The organism is Chloroflexus sp. MS-G, from assembly GCF_000735195.1.
Taxonomy (GTDB): domain Bacteria; phylum Chloroflexota; class Chloroflexia; order Chloroflexales; family Chloroflexaceae; genus Chloroflexus.
Genome location: NZ_JPIM01000050.1, coordinates 13,269 through 32,889 on the forward strand (window position 1 = coordinate 13,269; position 19,621 = coordinate 32,889).

The 19,621-nt window shown below is 55.5% G+C and carries 15 protein-coding genes and 1 pseudogene; 4 read left to right on the forward strand and 12 right to left on the reverse strand.

From position 1 onward, the window contains the following. The first annotated feature begins 245 nt into the window (after positions 1-245). From JE47_RS0110680 to JE47_RS21780, 3 genes and pseudogenes are all read left to right on the forward strand, one after another. A complete protein-coding gene (locus tag JE47_RS0110680) occupies positions 246-770 on the forward strand; it encodes an AAA family ATPase (protein WP_031459747.1) in 525 nt (174 codons plus the stop codon). Positions 771-794: 24 nt separating this feature from the next. Further along, positions 795-1,307: pseudogene (locus tag JE47_RS0110685) on the forward strand (hypothetical protein); the annotation flags it as partial. A gap of 28 nt (positions 1,308-1,335) precedes the next feature. Next, a complete protein-coding gene (locus JE47_RS21780) occupies positions 1,336-3,714 on the forward strand; it encodes an ATP-binding protein (RefSeq protein ID WP_031459749.1) in 2,379 nt (792 codons plus the stop codon). A 212-nt stretch (positions 3,715-3,926) separates the two neighbouring features. Here JE47_RS21780 and JE47_RS0110695 read toward each other — a convergent pair whose 3' ends face one another. The 4 genes from JE47_RS0110695 to JE47_RS20515 all read right to left on the reverse strand — a co-directional run bounded on the left by JE47_RS0110695 (position 3,927) and on the right by JE47_RS20515 (position 9,638). Further along, complete coding sequence (locus JE47_RS0110695; protein ID WP_031459750.1) at positions 3,927-5,705, reverse strand: hypothetical protein; 1,779 nt, start codon at positions 5,703-5,705, stop codon at positions 3,927-3,929. Positions 5,706-5,769: 64 nt separating this feature from the next. Beyond that, complete coding sequence (locus JE47_RS0110700; protein WP_031459751.1) at positions 5,770-6,690, reverse strand: cobalamin-binding protein; 921 nt, start codon at positions 6,688-6,690, stop codon at positions 5,770-5,772. A gap of 598 nt (positions 6,691-7,288) precedes the next feature. After that, positions 7,289-8,713, reverse strand: a complete 1,425-nt coding sequence (gene pyk / locus JE47_RS0110710) for a pyruvate kinase (protein ID WP_031459752.1) — start codon at positions 8,711-8,713, stop codon at positions 7,289-7,291. Positions 8,714-9,014: 301 nt separating this feature from the next. Further along, positions 9,015-9,638: a helix-hairpin-helix domain-containing protein gene (locus JE47_RS20515; protein ID WP_236631202.1), complete on the reverse strand. Its 624-nt coding sequence runs from the start codon at positions 9,636-9,638 to the stop codon at positions 9,015-9,017. 159 nt (positions 9,639-9,797) lie between these two features. Between JE47_RS20515 and clpB the strand changes: the two genes are divergently transcribed. Beyond that, positions 9,798-12,383: an ATP-dependent chaperone ClpB gene (gene clpB / locus JE47_RS0110720; RefSeq protein WP_031459754.1), complete on the forward strand. Its 2,586-nt coding sequence runs from the start codon at positions 9,798-9,800 to the stop codon at positions 12,381-12,383. Positions 12,384-12,485: 102 nt separating this feature from the next. Here clpB and JE47_RS0110725 read toward each other — a convergent pair whose 3' ends face one another. From JE47_RS0110725 to JE47_RS0110760, 8 genes are all read right to left on the reverse strand, one after another. Then, positions 12,486-13,022, reverse strand: a complete 537-nt coding sequence (locus tag JE47_RS0110725) for a shikimate kinase (RefSeq protein ID WP_031459755.1) — start codon at positions 13,020-13,022, stop codon at positions 12,486-12,488. A gap of 14 nt (positions 13,023-13,036) precedes the next feature. Then, positions 13,037-14,275 carry an MFS transporter gene (locus JE47_RS0110730; RefSeq protein WP_031459756.1) on the reverse strand — a complete coding sequence of 413 codons (1,239 nt, stop codon included), beginning with the start codon at positions 14,273-14,275 and terminating at the stop codon, positions 13,037-13,039. Between the two features lie 252 nt (positions 14,276-14,527). Next, positions 14,528-15,727 carry an MBL fold metallo-hydrolase gene (locus JE47_RS0110735; protein ID WP_031459757.1) on the reverse strand — a complete coding sequence of 400 codons (1,200 nt, stop codon included), beginning with the start codon at positions 15,725-15,727 and terminating at the stop codon, positions 14,528-14,530. A 123-nt stretch (positions 15,728-15,850) separates the two neighbouring features. Next, entirely contained in the window at positions 15,851-16,654 is an 804-nt protein-coding gene (locus JE47_RS0110740; RefSeq protein ID WP_051871132.1) for a hypothetical protein, read from the reverse strand. 35 nt (positions 16,655-16,689) lie between these two features. Further along, positions 16,690-17,631, reverse strand: a complete 942-nt coding sequence (locus JE47_RS0110745; RefSeq protein ID WP_031459759.1) for an FAD:protein FMN transferase — start codon at positions 17,629-17,631, stop codon at positions 16,690-16,692. A gap of 13 nt (positions 17,632-17,644) precedes the next feature. Beyond that, entirely contained in the window at positions 17,645-18,097 is a 453-nt protein-coding gene (locus JE47_RS0110750) for a hypothetical protein (protein ID WP_031459760.1), read from the reverse strand. Positions 18,098-18,133: 36 nt separating this feature from the next. Continuing rightward, positions 18,134-19,039: a PepSY domain-containing protein gene (locus tag JE47_RS0110755; RefSeq protein ID WP_236631203.1), complete on the reverse strand. Its 906-nt coding sequence runs from the start codon at positions 19,037-19,039 to the stop codon at positions 18,134-18,136. Positions 19,040-19,086: 47 nt separating this feature from the next. After that, positions 19,087-19,621, reverse strand: a 535-nt coding sequence (locus JE47_RS0110760) for a heme-binding domain-containing protein (RefSeq protein ID WP_236631204.1), incomplete at its 5' end; no start/stop codon positions are given.

The following is a 19,621-nucleotide window of genomic DNA, read 5'->3' on the forward strand; positions in this document are numbered from 1 at the left end:
ACTTGCATAACATGAGCCAGCGGGCCGCACGTAGAGCCCCGAATAATCGTCTCACAGTACGGCGGATGAACCTGATAGATGTACGGGCACAGCGCTGCTGTGCCCCAACCGAATCTTCTTCTGCGACAGGGTATTCTGAATATGCTTACAGGGTATCAGAGCGTGTTGAGACCTTTGCTTAGCAACGGGCACTGAGTCTAATGTACAAGAGCCATCGCTATCTACGTTCAAAAGGATCAACCGCAATGTCCAACCCATTCTACTACGGCGGTCGGGTCGAACCGGATCAGTTTGTCGGCAGGCAGAGCGAATTGCGCCGTATCTTCACTGCACTGGAGGTTGCTCATACCGGGCAAATGCAGAGTGTGTCGGTCGTTGGGCCGCGACGCATCGGCAAATCCTCGCTGTTGTGGTACGTGACTCAGCGCGACAGCGCCTTCTTACAGAACGCCGCACGGTACCGTTTTGTGTACCTCGATCTGCAAGATGCCCGTTGCCACACGCTGCAAGGATTGCTCGGCCAGATAACCACTGAATTGGGCATACGCGGGAAGATTGGACAGCTATCGCTGGTGACCTTTCAGGACGCGATCATAGCGTTAAAACAACAAGGCATCTTGCCCGTGATCTGTCTCGACGAGTTTGAAGAGCTGGTCGAACGACAAACAGCATTTCCCGGTGATGTTTACGATTCCTGGCGATCATTGATGAACCAGCATGCGCTGGCCTTTATCACCGCCTCGAAGACGCCGTTACCCGCTCTGGCATAGGCAGGCAAATACACATCGCCGTTCTTCAATGTGTTCACATCTATTCCGTTGGGGGAGTTCACCGACAGCGAAGCGCGCCAATTGATTGCACGCGGTGCACATTGCGACCATCCCTTCACACCGCAAGAACAAGAGAAGCTCCTACGGCTGGCCGGCAGGCATCCCTACAAACTGCAACTGGCAGGAAGTTTGCTCTATATTGCCAAAGCTCAGGGCAAACCCGTGCACTGGTCACGCCTGCAGCGAGATTTTTACCATCAATGCGAACAGGTAGGACTGGCGAAACCCTGGCGGAAAACAATAGGCGTGCGTCTTGCCGCTGCCATATCCTGGCTGGTCGTCACGCCTGCTACCTGGCTGGGACGCGCCATGCTGGAAGGGGTGCTGCGCCTGAAGAAGGACGACGTGAGCCAGAGCACCGTCTGGATGTTTGGCGCGGGTCTGCTCATCGTGATGATTGCGCTGCTCTTTGGTTCGATCACGATCAACCTCGACGAGATATTGAAATTGATCGAGCGTATTCGCGGAAATCCGTAGTCCTGTTACCCGGCGGAGACATGCACCAATGCCCGACACCCTGCGCTTTCCCCACGACCTGCTACGCTTGCTATACTGGATGTACTTCAAACCGCTTACCCTGCGAGCGTATGCGCAGCGCATCGCCCCAGAGCTTGATGAAGATCTCAAGCTCTGGGAACTGTCGGATGAGCAGCGCACCGATCCACAGGTGCGTCATCTGCTCCGGTTGTCATTAACGCTGATCTGCGGTACGCCGCTGGTGATAGTGCCCTTCATCGGCGCTGTTATCAATTGGCTGGCTGAATCCGGTGTTCCTGACATTGCGTTTCGCCGGATACCGGCGATGGTGGCGATGCTCGGCTGGACTATTGGGGATCTCATCGGTTTCTGGCTACGTTGGAAAAGGCTCAGATCACTCGTGAACCTGGCAAGTTGGGGAATAGCTATGTACTTGTATATGTACTTGTACTTGCTTATCTCACTCGTTTCCCCAGATATTTACGGCATCTTTTTTATTCTGGCGTTCGGCGTGGCGGGCGGCGTGGCGGGCGGCGTGGCGTTCGGCGTGGCGGGCGGCGTGGCGTTCGGCGTGGCGTTCGGCGTGGCGTTCGGCGTGGCGGGCGGCGTGGCGTTCGGCGTGGCGTTCGGCGTGGCGGGCGGCGTGGCGTTCGGCGTGGCGTTCGGCGTGGCGGGCGGCGTGGCGGGCGGCGTGGCGTGGACAATCGCTTTTCTCTTGTTTTACTTTCGCCTGCCCTTCTATCTCATTGAACTGCCCTGGAACCTGATCGTCGGACGGTGGGCCGAATCCGCTCCGCCGGAAGAAGCCACCCGTCGCTTTCGTCTGATACCACTTTACTGGGATGAAGTCATCTGGTTGCCGCTGTGGGGGCTGGATCACACCCTGGTTGAAATCGGCAAGAAAGACCGTCGCCTTGCCCGAACCCTGATCGCCGAGGTTGCACAATCGTTTCGCCAGGGTTGGGCAGCGCGCAATGCGCTGATCGAACTGACGATCTACGATCTTGAGCGAGTAGCGGATGTACAGACCATTGCCAGCGTTGCCGAACAACTGACCTGGCTGCCACTCGATATACCGGCGGAACTGGAAACGGTGCTACCACCTATCCGGGAAATTGCCCAATATGTGCAGGCTGCCCTGGAGAGCGACACCCTCTACAACAAACAGCAACAGATGCGTGACGCCTACGAGCGAACGCAGCGCGTGCGTGCCGGACTGGCGCTGCATAAGGATCGGCGCATCGCAGTGCAGTTCGGGCGCATCCTGGAACGCTGGGAAGCGATCCTGTTTCAGCAACTGGTTGAGTTGAAAGATCGTGAGAGCATCCCGAATGTGTATGTGGTAGGAAATCCACTTGCGACCAATAGCAAGGTATTCAAGGGTCGGCATGATCTCTTCTTGGCGCTCGAACGCGAACTGGCAACCGCAGCCGAACAACGGCCCGCCCTGCTGCTCGTTGGCGGGAGACGCTGCGGCAAGACGTCGACGATAAAGCAACTGCCGGTTCGTCTCGGACCGCGCCTCATTCCGGTAGAGGTTGATATGCATGATGCGGTCAATGCCGAAGGCGCAAGCGGATTGCTGTTTAACCTGGCGAAGCAGATCAGGGAGAACGCCTTGACCCACCGGCGCCTCAAACTGCCAGAATTGACCCGTGATGCATTAGCAGTTGATCCATACCCGATATTCGGCGAGTGGCTGTCGCAGGTTGAGGCTGCGCTGGGTGAACGCTGGATCTTGCTCTGCCTGGACGAATATGAGCGGTTACAAGAGATGCTAGATGACGGCCGCATTGACCGACGTATCTTCGGCTACTTACGCCATATCATTCAGCATCACCCGCAGATAACCATCCTGCTGAGCGGTTCGCATACGCTGACCGATTTACCACCGATGTGGAGCGACTACTTCATCAACGTGCGCACGCTCAAAATCGGTCACCTGAAAGAAGACGAGGCCCGTGAACTGATCGTTCATCCGATAGAAGACTTCCCCCTCACCTATGATGATGATGCTGTCGCACATATTATCAAGGTGACCGATTGCCATCCCTATTTCGTCCAGGTTACCTGCCGCGATCTGGTGCATATGCTCAACGAGCAGAACCGTACCCATGCCACACTCGCCGATGTCGAACGAGCCTTCGCAAGTGTCCTAACCTCCGCTGGCGGGCACTTCACTGAACTATGGCACGGACCCGACACCAACGACGCACAACGGGCCGTGATGCGTGCGATTGCACTGGGACGGGATGTGAAATGGGTTGGTGATCCAGAGGCGGTGAACGTTGCCCTGCAGCGGTTAGTGCGGCGCGATATTCTCACCAAAACTGCCAACGGCTACCGCTTCCGAGTTGAGCTAGTGCAACGCTGGATAAAACAGAGGGTTACGGAAGGGGAGAGATAGTGGGTATCAACGTTTTCAATGCGTAGCATAACCTGCTGAAACCCCGCCTTCAGCAAACCATGGTTCACGCTAACCCAACAATGGGCGCCATCCAGGGTGTAGTGCGGCAGCAACTGCTCTGCCATACGCTCTGCCCGTTGCCCCTTGTGGCACGCCTTTGCCCCTCAGCAACAACAACAAAGCGCTGGCAGCAGGTGCAGGGTACAAACACCCTACGACAGATACGGGGCAAACAGCTCCTTCAGCAGATACAACTGATCGGCAAACTTGCTACGGATTGTTTTCCGATACCCCATCAATCGTTCAGCCTGAAACCGTCGCTGCCAGATTGCCTGGGCAAATTGATCATCTTCAATCAGACCACGAAGTTTCAGAAAAGCGTAAAAGTTCTTTAGCGAATGACACATCGCACGCACCCACTCTTTGGAAACGTGACTGTTGTGGTAGGGGTAATAGTAGAACAGAAACTCATCAAGCGTGGCGTAATCACCGGCATCGAGGGCGCGATGGTAGAACGTGGCGAGAAAATTCGCATACGGCTGAAGAGAACGGGCATACGAAAGAGCTGTGCTGCGTTTTCTTCCCGTTTCCTGGAGATAACTCAAGTAGAGATTCATCAGCTCGTGGCTGCGGTTTAACGCCTGCACCTGGAGGGCAAATTCTCGTTCGGCATCCTGCATCTCCTCTTCCCAATCGTCGTCATCGTCGTCATCCCAATCGTCATCGTCGTCATCCCAGTCGTCATCATCATCTGCATCAAGAGCCAGATCGAATGCAGCATCGCTATTGTTGCGCATCGAAACATCAATCGAAGACGGATACGATGTCAGATCAAGTTTCGGGAACAGATCAGGTGCCTTTACCAGAAGATAATTAAGTTGCGAACTCAAGATCGTCTCAGCTTCTGCCGGCGAAGCATTGCTCAGACGCTGTTGCACATCGGGAGGCAAGACTTCGCGCAGACGTGCACTGATATGAGCAAAGAGATCGTTCAGCTTCAGCTCTTCGATCATCAGTTCGTCATCTTCGTCTGACATGGATGAAATCCGGCTCAACGTACCGTCCCAAACGCCGGCCTGTCTGTCTTGCTCGCGCGAACGTTGAATCTCCTGTTTCAATTCAGCTATGTCCTGCAAAAGTGCAGCATCTTGTGGTTTCGACACAGCAGAAGAGGCGGTTACCCGAGCAGTAGGACGGGATATATTTCTGTCTGTCGTCAACAACTGCAATACCTTTCTGTCGTTGATGATGGTGCCGGTTTCATCAAGGAACAACCGGTCATGTTCTTCTAACAGATGTTGCCATGGACGGCCGGGGTAAGAAGTTCGCCATGGGGCGCGAGCAATCACCGGCAACACGACAGCCGCAGCCCAAACACCTGTTCCGCCAAGACTGTCGAACTGCTCAACGATGGCTTGCAGAAATGCCTGATCTTGCCCGGCAACAGCCTGGGCCTGGAATGCGGCAGCCGGTTCATACGAGAGGTATAAATGCTGCTCAATCTCGTTGTGAGACCGGCGATAGCGAATTTCAACCAAAATACTATCACCTTCACCAAAACGATGGCGTTTAAACCACTGCTGAAGTTGCAAATGTAAGGATGCAGTCCAGGGAAATAGCTGAAAATTCCTGCCAATCTGGATCATTTCACCCTGTTCATCGTAAATGAACGGTTGGTGATCTGGGTGAAAAAACGGTACCAGATGCTTTACCGATAACAAACCAGAAGTGATCTCTGCCGGTTGTGGCCAGCATCGAAAACGCACACCGTCCAAAGCTACCGGCAAAGACAGGTATTGGTTTCGATGGATACGTACCCAACTCACTTGTGAGGCATGCAATCTTAGATGATTACGGAGTGAATTTTCTGCGTAATTAGTCGCCCATCGCTTATTAATGAGATCACGAAGTTGCGATAAACTTACCGGTTGTGTAATCTCGGCAGCTAATATTGTCAATGCTTTGGCAATGGTGATTTCTTTTTCGCTCATAGTGATTTTTATCCTTTCCACGCAACAGGTTGGGAGACGATCTTGTGGATAGCGCTACCAATGCTCATTGTAACACAAGCGGGGCACTGGCCCCTGATGGACCCCAGCTGGCAAATAATTCGGGATGGATAAGCGTTGCCAGTAACTCGAGGCTATCAACAATCCGTGGGCCAGGGCGGCTGAAATAGGCATTGGCATCTACGGCAAAGACGTTCCCTGTCCGTACTGCGGGAAGCGCAGACCAGCCAGCGCGCTGGGGTAGTAGAGCAGTTGCTTCTGCAAGAGTTCGTTCGAGGGTAAAACCGCAGGGCATCAAGATGATGACTTCAGGTGCAGCGGCGATTACGTCCGGCCACGATAGCCGTCGTGAACGTTCACCGGCCGCTGCCAGCACCGATTGCCCACCGGCAATGGCGATTAGCTCCGGCACCCAATGTCCGGCGCTGAATACCGGATCGAGCCACTCGATCCCTAATACCCGTGGCCGATGGCTGGCCTGAGCGGCTGTCGTCCGCACTCGTTCTACCCGCAGCGTTAGATCATTGACCAATTGGGCTGCCCGTTCACTCACGCCCAAAGCCCGACCAATGGCTTTAATGGCGCCAAAGATACCGGCCAGATCGGTTGGCTCAAAAGATAGAACCTGTGTCGCTGCATCGGCCACAGCAGCTTCCACCTGGCGCAACGGTACTGCACAAACATCACAGAGGGCCTGGGTCAGAATAATGTCGGGCTGCAATGCTGATAACAACTCCATATCGAGCTGGTAAATTGACAAATCGCTCCGCGTCCGCTCGCGAATGGCTGTATCAATGTCAGATGAAGAGGCTGTTTCTGGCAGATCGAGCAAGCTACGGGTTACAACGGGCAATGTGCGAACTTCCGGCGGGTAATCACATTCGTGGGTCACGGCAACCAGATGTTCGCCGAGGCCTAACGCACAAACGATTTCAGTTGTTCCTGGAAGTAATGAGGCGATTCGCATAGTGTTTCGCTCGCTATGGGAATATCTCTTGCTACAGGGTAGCACCCGAAAATGTCGCTGTCAAGGAAGCAAGAGAGCAAATAGCATTGACGTTCTCAGCTTCGGGTCACCGTTAATGACCGGACAATGCCATCGTAGGGCAGAACCAACGAATCGCACACATCTGCCGTCGCTTCCTCTCCACTCCTGCAATCACCGCGATGCGCGGGTTGGATGCCCGCGTTGGGTGATAGGTGATGGGAAGGCATTGCCCGCTTTCGACGTCGGCAGGAGGGGTGTCCCTGGCGTGCGCTGACGGGTATGGTCGCGTATCAATGCGGAACCCGGCAGCAGATCACTGTAAGAGCCTGAACAAAAACCCAGATTTCTCATTGGGAACGTACCGTACCCGCGCAACCATTGCGTGAGGTATTGCCAACATGCCGCCAACTACGCTCCGTCCCCTCCCTTCCTCGCCCCGCTTGGGAAAGGAAGGGGAGGCTGGAGGGAAGGTGAGAGCACCAACCATCTCCCCTCCTCGCCCCGTGTGGGAGCGGAAGGGGCTGGGGAGATGATGAGGGGGCGCTAATTCATCGATCACGCTCTTAGCCGCCTCTCGCTACTCGACAGTAATGACCTTCAAGAAATTGGTTGGCCCGTAGCGATACACCGGATGACCACCGCTCAACACAATCAGATCGCCACGCTGGACAATCCCCATATCGCGCATGTGGCGAACAATCTGCTGCTCAAGTTCATCAAGCCGATCACGGGCTTCAATCACAATAGGAGTCACACCCCAATAAAGACTGGTGCGGCGTGCCGTCTCTTCAGAAGGGCAGAAGGCAAGGATCGGTACCTGCGGGCGATAGTGAGATACTAATCTCGCACTGGCTCCGCTCTGGGTAAGAACGACAATAAAACGCACCGGTAACGCATTGGCAATGGTGCAGGCAGCCGCAGCGATTGCCCGTGGGGTTGATTGGGCAGTGGTAATCTCCCAGCGTGGCGATGTTGAATGCGGACTACCGATCAATGAATCCTCGACGGCATCGGCAATCAGTGCCATCATTTGCACTGCTTCAATCGGATAGGCGCCAGCAGCCGTCTCGCCACTCAACATGACTGCATCGGTGCCATCGAGGATAGCATTGGCAACATCACTGGCCTCTGCCCGCGTCGGACGTGGGTTGTGAATCATCGACTCGAGCATCTGGGTAGCCGTAATGACCGGCAACATAGCCCGATTGGCAGCCGCAATAATCTGCTTTTGCACAATGGGCACGCGCTCTGGTGGCATCTCAACACCCAGATCACCGCGCGCCACCATAATACCGTCAGCCTCAGCCAGAATCTCTGGTAGCACATCGAGTGCTTCAGGACGCTCGATCTTGGCGATCACGGGTGTTTGCTTGCCTGCCCGCCGAATAAATTCCTTCACTTCCCGAACATCGCTGGCCCGCCTGACAAACGAGAGTGCAACATAGTCAACACCCTGTTCGAGACCAAAGGCGAGATCGACGAAATCTTTCTCGGTTGCGGCCGGCGCACTCACCCGCACGCCTGGCAGATTGATCCCCTGATGTTCGCGCAAACGGCCACCGTGAACAACTTCCGTTTCAACCTCGGTGTCGGTATGACCGATAACGACTAACTCAATGAGACCGTCAGAGAGTAGAATCCGATCACGTGGCCGCACATCGAGCGGTAGCGCACGATACGTCGTGCTGACTCGGTTGGCGTTCCCGACGATTGGCTCGGTTGTAATGACAAAGCGCTGTCCGGCCACCAGTTCAACCGGTTGTCCGTTTTCAAGCGGGCCGGTACGAATTTTCGGCCCTTGTAAATCTTGCAAAATTGCCACGTGCCGGCCGGCCTCTGCTGCGGCCCGACGTACCATCGCAATCCGTGCCGCGTGTTCGGCATGCGTTCCGTGCGAAAAGTTGAGACGTGCAACATTCATACCGGCTCGAATCAAGCCGGCGATCCGCTCAGGGGTGCTGGTCGCCGGACCCAGAGTAGCAACAATTTTCGTGCGACGCATATACTCCACGTTTCACTATCGCTGCCCTGCCAGCATTGCGCTGAGTCAATGAGACCGATCTGTGCGACTGACAGCTCGTGTGCCATCACGCTGATTCCTCACCTCATTGGGGAAGTGGGATGCAAGGTGAGAGAGTGAGAATGCTGCCCTGCCTCATCGGCTGCAACCTGCACCCACTGTTTCGCTAGCGGTCATCATTGACGAGAAACACCACCTGACGGGCAGCCGCCCATCACTTGTGTATCACTGCGAGTATATGCCAGTCTGCCGATTTGTGCAAGGTTGTCAACGCAACAGTTGCTTATGGCCCAACCGTCACAAGCGGCGCAATCTGAGCAAACAGCTTCTCGCCGATCCCCCTTACCTCTCGTAGCTCATCAATACTCTGATATGGCCCTTTGGTGTTGCGCCGCTCGATGATTCGTGCCGCCAATGCCGCACCAATACCGGGCAATTCTTCCAAATCGGCTGCGCTTGCCTGATTCAGATTGAGTAAGCCAGCGCCAGATTGATCATTGGCTGGCAGAGACAAGACCGTTTCACCCACAAATGGAACACGAATGTGATCACCATCGCGCACCGGCGCCGCCAGATTGAGGCCACTGATGTCGGCCTCTGCAATCAGGCCACCTGCGGCTTGCAGCGCATCGATCACGCGCGCATTGAACGGCAAGCGGTAAACATCTGGAGCCGCAACTGCCCCCGATACGTAAACAACCGTGAGCGCGACCGTTGGAGTTGGGAGACTCAGGGTACTCTCTTCGAGCAGTGGCGCTTCTGGCGATGAAACAACGGCCCGAAGTTCTGGCCCAAACGCGATCAAGAAACCGCCGACTATGGCACAAATAAGCGCCAGTAACCGTCTTGGCTGCCGATACCACGGTAAGCAGGAATCACGCATGTCAACGTAAGTGTCACCTTCCATCGCTGCGACCTCCATCGTGCATCAAGATCCGTCATATAAGAAACCGCAGAGACCACGCAAAAGTAACGCCAATTTCCAATAGAACGTTAATACTGCACTATCACGCTACAGATACCGACGTGCTACAGTATCATCAGCACAAATTCAGGAGGTGGACGTATGTCCTTCAACACAAATCGATTTACGCAAAAATCATACGAAGCGATTGCCGCCGCTCAGGCAGCGGCTGAACGTCTCGGTAATTCGGAGGTACAACCGGAACATCTGCTCTACGCCTTACTCGACCAGAGTGACGGTGTGGTGCCACAGGTGTTGAGCAAGCTGAATATACCGGTTGGCGCCCTCAAACAACAGGTAAACAACGAAATCAGCCGCTTCCCCCGCATCAGCGGTGGTGGTGTGCAGGTACAACTCGGTTCGCGATTGCGGACAGTTCTGGTGAAAGCGCACGATGAACTGGCGCAGTTCGGTGATGAATATGTCAGTACCGAACACTTGTTGCTGGCAATTCTCGATCATGCCGGTGGCGGCGCCGAACGAGTGCTGAAACAAGCCGGTTTAACCCGTGACAAGTTACTGATGGCACTGCGTGAAGTACGTGGCGCTCAACGGGTAACCAGTCCTAACCCCGAAAGCACCTATGCCGCACTCGAACAGTACGGTCGTGATCTAACCGAACTGGCTGCCCGTAACAAACTCGATCCGGTTATCGGGCGCGATGAAGAGATTCGGCGCGTGATCCAGATTCTGTCGCGCCGCACCAAAAACAATCCGGTGCTGATCGGCGAACCGGGCGTTGGGAAGACGGCGATTGTCGAAGGGCTAGCGCAACGGATCGTGCGTGGTGATGTGCCGGAGGCGTTGAAGAACAAACGGGTGATCGCCCTCGATCTGGGCGCCCTGATTGCCGGTGCGAAATATCGTGGCGAGTTTGAAGAGCGGTTGAAAGCCGTCTTGAAAGAGATTCAGGAGCGCGACGACATTATTCTGTTCGTCGATGAGCTGCATACGGTGGTTGGCGCCGGCGCCGCTGAGGGGGCAATGGACGCTGGCAATATGCTGAAACCTATGTTGGCCCGCGGCGAACTGCACATGGTCGGTGCAACCACGCTCGATGAGTATCGCAAACATATCGAGAAGGATGCGGCGCTCGAACGGCGCTTCCAGCCGGTCATGGTTGATCCTCCGTCGGTCGAAGATACCATATCGATTTTGCGTGGTCTCAAAGAGCGCTACGAAACCCATCACGGTGTGCGGATTACCGACGGGGCACTCATCGCAGCGGCAATGCTCTCGGATCGATATATTTCCGACCGCTTCTTACCGGATAAGGCGATTGACCTGATCGACGAAGCGGCGGCCCGTCTCCGCATGGAGATTACTTCTGATCCGCAAGAACTCGACGATCTCAAGCGGCGGATCATGCAACTGGAGATCGAGCGTGAGGCGCTACGTAAAGAGAAAGATCAGGCCAGTAAAGAGCGACTTGAGAAGCTCGAACAGGAACTGGCTAATTTGCGTGAGCAGCGTTCTGCGCTTGAAGCCCAGATTCAACGTGAACGGCAAGAACTAGAGCGTATCCAGCAAATTAAGGAGAAGATTGAACAAACCCGTGCTGCTATCGAGCAGGCCCAACGCCAATACGATTACAACAAAGCGGCTGAATTACAATACGGTACGCTGGTTGGTCTTGAACGTGAATTGCAGGCTGCCGAAGCGCAACTGGGTACCCAGAATCGATTGTTGCGTCAGGAGGTCACCGAAACCGACATCGCCGAGATTGTCTCGAAGTGGACCGGCATCCCAGTTACCAAACTGCTCGAAGGCGAACTGGAGAAGCTGGTGCACATGGAAGAGCGTCTCCACCAGCGCGTTGTTGGGCAAGATGAGGCAGTCACTGCCGTATCGAATGCCATCCGACGCGCTCGTGCCGGCCTTCAGGACCCGAACCGTCCGTTGGGGAGCTTCCTCTTCCTCGGCCCAACCGGAGTTGGTAAGACCGAGCTGGCCCGTGCTTTGGCTGAATTCCTCTTCGACGACGAACAGGCGATGATCCGCATCGATATGTCGGAGTACATGGAAAAGCACTCCGTTGCCCGTCTGATCGGTGCGCCACCTGGCTACGTCGGCTATGATGAGGGTGGACAGTTGACCGAAGCCGTGCGCCGCAAACCGTACAGTGTTGTGCTGTTCGATGAGATTGAAAAGGCGCACCCCGATGTCTTCAACGTCTTGCTCCAGGTGCTTGACGATGGTCGGTTAACCGATGGGCAAGGGCGAGTGGTAAACTTCAAGAACACGGTCATCATTATGACCAGCAACATTGCCAGCGCAACGATCCAGGAGCTGACCCGTGCGGGTGCTGGGCAGAGCGAAATCCGGGCGGCAGTGATGGAAGAGTTGCGCAGCGTGCTCCGACCGGAGTTCTTGAACCGGATCGATGAAGTGATCGTCTTCTCGCCGCTCAGCCGCGAGCATATCGACCAGATCGTCGAGATTCAGATCAACCGACTGCGCAAACTGCTTGCCGACCGCAAGCTCAATCTGACGCTGACCGATGAGGCACGAGCGCAGTTGGCTGCCGAGGGGTACGACCCGGTGTACGGTGCACGACCACTCAAGCGGGTCATTCAACAGCGCATCCAGAACCCACTGGCGCTGCAACTACTCCAGGGGGCCTTCCCCGAAGGAAGCACGATTGTGGTCGATGTCGAAGGCAACAACTTCGTGTTCCGCCGCGGTTAATAACCCGACCGCATACGGCAAAGAGAGGCGAACATAACGTTTCGCCTCTCTTTGTGTTCTGGCCCACTGCCTCTTCACTGCTGCGGGGCAGGTTGAAAAGCTCTACAGTCGCCCCTGACGAAGTGCCAGAATCATCTGCTGAACGACCTCTAAGGGTGTTTTGCCGTCGGTAGCGATCGTCATATCAGCTACCTCTGCATACAAAGGCATCCGCCGCACACGCAGCTCGGCCAGGCGTGCTGCGGCATCACCGAACAACAACGGACGCTGTTCAGCATCGGCGGCAAGCCGCTGTAAAATCGTTTCATCGCTCGCGTCGAGCCAAATTACCGTTGCCTGTTCACGTAACATCCGGCGGTTTTCAGGCTGTAGAACAATACCGCCACCGGTTGCAATTACCTGTGTTTCCCGTAATGCTTCGGTCAGCGCAGCCGTTTCGCGGAGGCGAAATTCTGCTTCACCGTAGGTTTGAAACAGATCGGCGACACTCATACCGGCAGCCGCAGCGATAGCGGCATCAGTGTCGTACCAGGGACAACTCAGCGCACGCGCCAGCAAACGGGCCAGCGTCGATTTACCGCACCCGCTGAGTCCTACCAAAGCGACCGGTCGCTCTAGCCAGTTTGAATCCCAGACCATAGATAATGCTGCTCCTATGCAGTGGGCTGCGCTGCTGTTCGTTGCAGACGCAAGCTCCAGATCACAAACGCCGACAGTGCATACGCAACCGCAGCCGCAACGATCTGCGGTCCGTAGCCAAAGATTGGTACCACCCAACCCCAGATAACCGCTGAAACGGCCCACCCTCCTGCCCAGAGCAGGCTCATCAGACTCATCGCCAGTCCTCGCTGTACTTTTGGTGTTGCTCCCATTACCAAAGCATCGTTCATTGGATAGCTGGCTGCGATGAAGAAGCCACGGGCGAAGAAACCGATAATTGCCAGTGGCAACCAGGGTGTCAACATTAAGAGCATAGCCGGCGCAGCACCCAGGCGAAGCAACGCTGCGCCATGCTGCAAGCCGATCCGTCGTACCACCGGCGCCCCAAACAGTGCACCGATTCCAGCACCTAATGAAGCTACTGCCAGGGCTAAACCAACACTGGCATCATCAAGACCGAACTGATCACGAAAAAACAGGTTTTGGAACGGCAAAATTGCCCCGCCACCAACACCGAGCAGAAACGAGGGGAAGGCAAACCAGAGCAAGGTAAGCCATGAACGTCGAGCCGTACTCACCTCTGCTGAGGTAATGTCGGCGGTTTGTTCAACCACTGCCGGGAGACGGGCGAGAACCGGCAGCAACGCCACAATACTCAGCACGATCACCGAGGTCAGAGCCAGGCGGTACGCTGGGGTTGATCGCGGATCAACGGCGATTATCCCGGCGGCGAGCAGTGGCAACATACCACCAACCGCACTCCCAATCAGACCAACGATCAGTGTTGCCGAAGCATTCATCCCAAAGACCAATGGCCGCTGATCCTCACGGGTTACCAGCGCCAGCAAGGGTGTGACGGCAGTCGCGGACAGTAAATAACTTGCGCCGACGACAAACTGTGCCGTTATCAACCAGAGAAGCGCGGGCGCCTGGAGTAAGCCGATCCATCCCACGGCATATACCACAACACCAACAATCATTGCCCGTTGCGGCCCTAAACGGTCAATCAGCCATCCCATGGGCAGTCCCATCACCATACCGGCTGCCCGACCCACCATTGATAACAATCCGACATCATTGACGGTATAGCCCTGGCTGATGAGATAAAAATTAAACAGGATGTCGGCAATACTCAAGGCAAAGCCGAACAGAAAACTGTGTGCCAGAATGCGCCACACTGCAAACGGGATTTGGGCCAGAGATAGGCGCAAGTTGGCGGTGATGGACGTCATACATGCTCCATGTTGACATGGCAAATGTTCCGAGAGCTTAGGATACCACAACTTGAGCGATATGCCATCCAACGTGCGTCTGATTGTTCTTTACCTGGCAGTGGTGATGGAGAATCAAGAAGTAGGGGCAGGCTGAGAACCCACCCCCGTGAGGTGTCGCTGCTGCAAGAGTTGCTGTTCGCCCTTGAACCCACTGTTAACAGTTCACCATCCCAAGAGATGCCACTGGCAACGACCGAAAACGGTCGTTGTTCAACAACTTCCGGTCAAGGGATGAAGAAACACACACGACGACGGTTCTGTCTCCAGCTCATTCGCGTCATCAAGCGAAAGTTCCTGTAAGCCCAAATTCACGCGCCAGAACGTATCAATGGTAGCCGGTATCTCCGATGCAGTTGCCGTCACAATCGGCAGAAGCGCCGCCGAACTGTCAACTTGCAATGCCGGGTGCATTGAACGGAGATAGGCAAAATGAGCGGCTATCACACCATCGGTCCGCGCCTCGGTTAGCCCAATCGTAGACGATGGCAAGATAAGCGTTTGATCGTCCACCAGTACGGGCAGAACTGTTTGCAAACTATGGTAGAGCAGCTCAGTCCACTCCAGAGCATGACCGGCCAGATCGGTACGACCACATCCCCCGATCAAGAGTGCATCACCAGTTAACAGGAAACGTTCACCAAGCGGCGAAATAATACGATACATCAGATGTCCAGGCGTATGACCGGGGAACCAATGCGCTTCAATGAGCACCTGACCGAGTGGCAGTCGTTCACCACCGAGCAGTGGCTGATACCGAAACTGAGCTGGCAGTAATGTCCGTGGGTGAATGGCATCGTAAGGATGCATGTAGAGCAGCGTATGACGAGTATTGGCCAAACCAACCCCACCTGAGACCCGTCCGGCAGCAAGATGGGTTAACAAGACCCGCGTAAGGTCTGCTTGCGCATCAGCGATAATCTCTTGATACAGATGAATGTGCTGACCTGGATCGATGACCGCCGCCTCACCGGCACTGATGATCACATAACTGAGATCACCACGAGCCGGTCGGACAAGCTGAATGATCCGTCCCCAACTGGCACGAACGACCTCGTGTACGGCATAAAAATCGCGCCAGGCATCGAATCCACCGAGCAAGTAACGGGTGTTTAGTCCGCGAGCAGCGCACAACTCAGCCACATACTGCGATGAACCCTCTTTGGCGCAAATGACGGTCAGCGGCAGATCTGTCGGTACTCGGGCAATCGCCGCTGCCTCGTCTTCAATAAACTCGAAGTAAGGAATATTGATCGTTGGAATGGGGTGCCGTCCACGTACCCGATTGCGGGCAAATTCCTGTTCATTGCGTACATCGAGGATGAACAGCGGTTGTTCGCTTGACAATTCGGCATACAACTCTGCCGGAGACAGTGTACCAACTTCTGTATGAGGTTGATTGAGTGTCGTCATTGCGCACTCCTTTGTGGCGATTGGGCTTCCTTGCGCAACCATGTTGTCAGTGTAGCGAACGCAATCCGCTGTAACAAGTGTAAGTTAGGTGACCTGAGTTGTGATCTCTCTTCTCGAAACGCTTCATCCTTCGCTGCGCGATGGCCGTGGTTTTGCGGGCTGGAACGATACCAACACTCGATAGATGGTCAGGAACAGAACACTTCCACCGCTAAACCAGTACCATCCGGCAAGAAGTTCACTGTCACTGCCGCTGAATAAGGCGTGTAACAGGCTCAGCAGCCAGATCACAAAGCTGAGGAAGTGGATAAGCCGCCAGAGGGTCCGACCAATCCATTGCTTGACGTAGAAACTGAAGCTGATGATTGCCATGCCGTAGAGGGCCAATTGCCCCAGCCCCACCCAGAACGGTTCGTAGCCGCTGTATCCAAATGGGGTGAGCACCTGCTCGAGAGTTGCGCCAATGTAACGATCGCCGAGCAAGATCAAGGCGTGGAAGATAGCAAAGGCCAACCCCAACAAACTGGTGTGCTGGTGCAGATCGAACGCTCCCGGCCCACCTGGCCACAACTTTGCCATCCGGTTCGTCATTAAGAGACCAAACACCATCGACAACCAGAGTAATCCGTAAGCGGCAACCGCACTACTGCGTGAGAGATACCAGTATGCTTTTGGTTCATCGCCCAAGAGGGAGGTGCTGAGAGCGGGCGCCCACGTAGGTAAGACCATGACAGCAGCGAATGCACCTAGTACCGTCCCGACCAGCAGAATGAAGAGGGTGGAAAGTGACATCGCCGGTGGCAGCTCGACCAGTTCTGGATTGGCCGTCATCGTGCGTTGCGGGCGGGCTGGCCGTGGTGGTGTTTTGATTTGACTATCCTGTCCGCTCTGTAGCGGCTGATCATTTGTTGCTGGATGCACACTCATACGCTTGGTCCTCCATTGAATTGATGTTAGAGCGATTACCGATTCGCTGACATTGATGATTGCCAACAGTAACGATCAACATTTGGGGTGCGGATGATCTGACCATCGCGATGTACCAGTAATCCGGCCATATTGGGTTGATCGGCTAACCAATGCCAGCCTGACTCGGCGCCGAGGATCAATATCACCTTGGCGGCCATTTCTGCCAGCGACAGGGTCGGTGCAATCACTGTCGCGGTGAGGAGATCGGTGCGCACCGGATCACCGGTGCGCGGATCGATGAGATGGTGCTGCCACTTCCCACGGTGAAGCCAGCGTCGGTAATCGACCCCCGACGTAGCCACCCCACCTCGTCTCAGCATGAGCAATGCGAGACCCCGATCAGGATGAAACGGATCGGCCACTTCAATCGGCCAGGGAGAACCATCACGACGTGGGCCACTAAGGGCAATATCGCCACCAGCATCCACCAATGTCGGATAGCGACGTCCCAGGCGACGTGCAATCAGTGTCGCTGTCCAACCTTTTGCACTGCCCCCCAGGTCAAGGCGCATACCGGCAGGAATGGCGACAGTACGGCGACGTGGATCGCACTGTATCAGATGCCAATCAGGCACCGGTGCCGGCACTTTCGGGTTGGCTGCCGACGCACTGGTGATCTGACGAAAATCGCGATCATAACCGGCAGTATGCAGCGCCTCACCCACAGCCGGCGTCACCAGACCATCACTACGGTATGCCATCCACAGCGCGTGTTGCAACGCTCGCCAGAGTGTCTGTCCAACCCGCTGTGGCCCACGTCCAGCGCAACGATTGAGCGCATTCAGGTCACTGTGCGGCTGGAAGCGGCTTAATATGCGCTCGTAGGCACGAAACGTCTGGTAGGCGCCAGCAAATGCACTCCGAGCGTTCGCTTCATCGCTATCGATCACAATCGTTATTGTTGAACCCATCGCCCAAAAGCTGCGCTGTTGCATCGCCGGTGTCTCCTCAACGTGATGATCGGGTCCGAGCAGCCGGAGCTGGCGCCGGAGCCGGCGCCGGAATGGTAACTTCGCGCAATGCTGGCGCCGCTAGCGCGGGTGGTGGTGCCGCTGGCGCGGGCGGTGGCGCCGCTGACGCGGGTGCTGGCGCCGCTGGCGCGGGTGGTGGCGCCGCTGGCGCGGGTGGTGGCGCCGCTACCTGATCGCGGGCCGGAATGTTTAGCGGCACAACAGTTGGTAGCACCGGCAGCATTGGATCGTCAGTTAACCATGCTGGCAACGGTTGTCGCTCAACCGCCGGTGGCTGGACAGCGATTTGTGGCGCGGCGATAGCGACTTCCGGTGGATTCTGTGCTGTGAGCCATCCCCAACCACCAATCGTCGCTGCGAGGGCTGCGGTGCTGATCGCCCATTTTAATCCTGAGACATCGGCACGCATGGGTTTTCGGGTCTGATTCATCGTAGTGCTCCTTCGGCAAGCAATTACTACCTCGTTCTAATCATCTTTCTTATCCTTGTCGTGATCGTCATCTTTCTTGTCCTTGTCGTGATCGTCATCTTTCTTGCCATCATCATTCTCATTGACGGTATTTTTCACCTTAGCGTACACAACCTGGCCGCTATACGCATCAACATACACCTCACTGCCATCAGCAAACTTGACTTCATAAACATCCACACCGTGCTCGTATTCACGCTTCACCTTCGCAACCGTGCCACCGCCCATGTAAGCAACAGCGGCTGCGATTGCCTGATCTTCGTTAATCGCATTGGCCACCTGAGTACCTGTACTGATCGTGTTTGCCAGAATCGCGCCAGTCTGGGCATCGACGTATATTGCACCGCGATCAAATACCACTTCGTAGGCAGGCACACCCTGTAGACTAACCAGCTCTGGAGCACGTATCAAGGTAGCGCCCTGAGCATTAGCTTGCGCGATAGCCTGAGCCTGTTCAGGTGAGACGGCGTAGACAAGCGCTGGCGGAGCAGCAGGCGCTGGCGCTGCTGGCGCAGGGGCTGGCGCTGCTGGCGCCGGAGCAGCAGGCGCTGGCGCTGCTGGCGCCAGAGCAGCAGGCGCTGGCGCTGCTGGCGCCGGAACAGATACCTGCGCTGACATTTCGTTCAGTTCACGTTGTGCGGTATTCAACTGTTGATTGGCTTCGGCCAACCGCCGATTTGCCTCAGCCAGAGCAGCCTGATACGCTGCTTCACGCTCACGTAGAAGGGCTTCAGCCGTCGGATCGAGGGCCGGAACAGAGATCGGCGTCATTTCAACTACAATCTCGGTAGGTACCGGCTCAGGGCTTGATGTTGTACTTATCCGACTGACTACACCACCGATCACGACCAACATAAACGCCGTCAGGGTTGCTGCAATGAATAACATTGTGCGATTCATCATGACACCTCCCTACATTTGTTCAAATTGCAGAGCATTCACAAAACAAACTAGTCATCGTCACGTTCACCCGATCCCATACCGGCACCGCCAGGCGTACCTCCGATCAATGCCTGGATTTCGGCTGGCGAGAGTCGAGCTTCAGGATGCAGGACCAGATACTGACGTGGCGGCATTTCGCCCTCTCGCACCACTTCGGCAATCTCTGCGGCCAATTCAGTCGGTTCGCGCAGCGGGAGCGAGAAGTTCAACTTGTTTCGACCTTTGATCACATCGTAGGTAATCAGCCAAGAAGCAGGGGCAATCTTGCTGTACCACGGCCAGACCGTTTCGTTACTGTGACAATCGTAGCAGGCGCGCCGGGCAATACTCGCCGCTTCCGGTGTCGTCCAGGCAACATCATTCAGTACTGGTGGATTCGTCTGCCAGGCCCAGACCGGCACCAGTTGCATGAGGATGAAGATTGTCACTAGCCCAATGAATACGTTACGCGGTCGGAAGAATTGTTTCAGCATAGTCGTTCCTCTCATCATTGATTGCCGTCTACGCCCCTCAGAGTAGCGACCTTTTCTCAAAAGTGTCTTA

Excerpts from the sequence above, each read along its gene's own strand:
- JE47_RS0110680 (WP_031459747.1), top strand. The coding sequence starts at position 246 with ATGTCCAACCCATTCTACTACGGCGGTCGGGTCGAACCGGATCAGTTT.
- JE47_RS21780 (WP_031459749.1), top strand. The coding sequence starts at position 1,336 with ATGCCCGACACCCTGCGCTTTCCCCACGACCTGCTACGCTTGCTATAC.
- JE47_RS0110695 (WP_031459750.1), bottom strand. The coding sequence starts at position 5,705 with ATGAGCGAAAAAGAAATCACCATTGCCAAAGCATTGACAATATTAGCT.
- JE47_RS0110700 (WP_031459751.1), bottom strand. The coding sequence starts at position 6,690 with ATGCGAATCGCCTCATTACTTCCAGGAACAACTGAAATCGTTTGTGCG.
- pyk (WP_031459752.1), bottom strand. The coding sequence starts at position 8,713 with ATGCGTCGCACGAAAATTGTTGCTACTCTGGGTCCGGCGACCAGCACC.
- JE47_RS20515 (WP_236631202.1), bottom strand. The coding sequence starts at position 9,638 with ATGGAAGGTGACACTTACGTTGACATGCGTGATTCCTGCTTACCGTGG.
- clpB (WP_031459754.1), top strand. The coding sequence starts at position 9,798 with ATGTCCTTCAACACAAATCGATTTACGCAAAAATCATACGAAGCGATT.
- JE47_RS0110725 (WP_031459755.1), bottom strand. The coding sequence starts at position 13,022 with ATGGTCTGGGATTCAAACTGGCTAGAGCGACCGGTCGCTTTGGTAGGA.
- JE47_RS0110730 (WP_031459756.1), bottom strand. The coding sequence starts at position 14,275 with ATGACGTCCATCACCGCCAACTTGCGCCTATCTCTGGCCCAAATCCCG.
- JE47_RS0110735 (WP_031459757.1), bottom strand. The coding sequence starts at position 15,727 with ATGACGACACTCAATCAACCTCATACAGAAGTTGGTACACTGTCTCCG.
- JE47_RS0110740 (WP_051871132.1), bottom strand. The coding sequence starts at position 16,654 with ATGAGTGTGCATCCAGCAACAAATGATCAGCCGCTACAGAGCGGACAG.
- JE47_RS0110745 (WP_031459759.1), bottom strand. The coding sequence starts at position 17,631 with ATGCAACAGCGCAGCTTTTGGGCGATGGGTTCAACAATAACGATTGTG.
- JE47_RS0110750 (WP_031459760.1), bottom strand. The coding sequence starts at position 18,097 with ATGAATCAGACCCGAAAACCCATGCGTGCCGATGTCTCAGGATTAAAA.
- JE47_RS0110755 (WP_236631203.1), bottom strand. The coding sequence starts at position 19,039 with ATGATGAATCGCACAATGTTATTCATTGCAGCAACCCTGACGGCGTTT.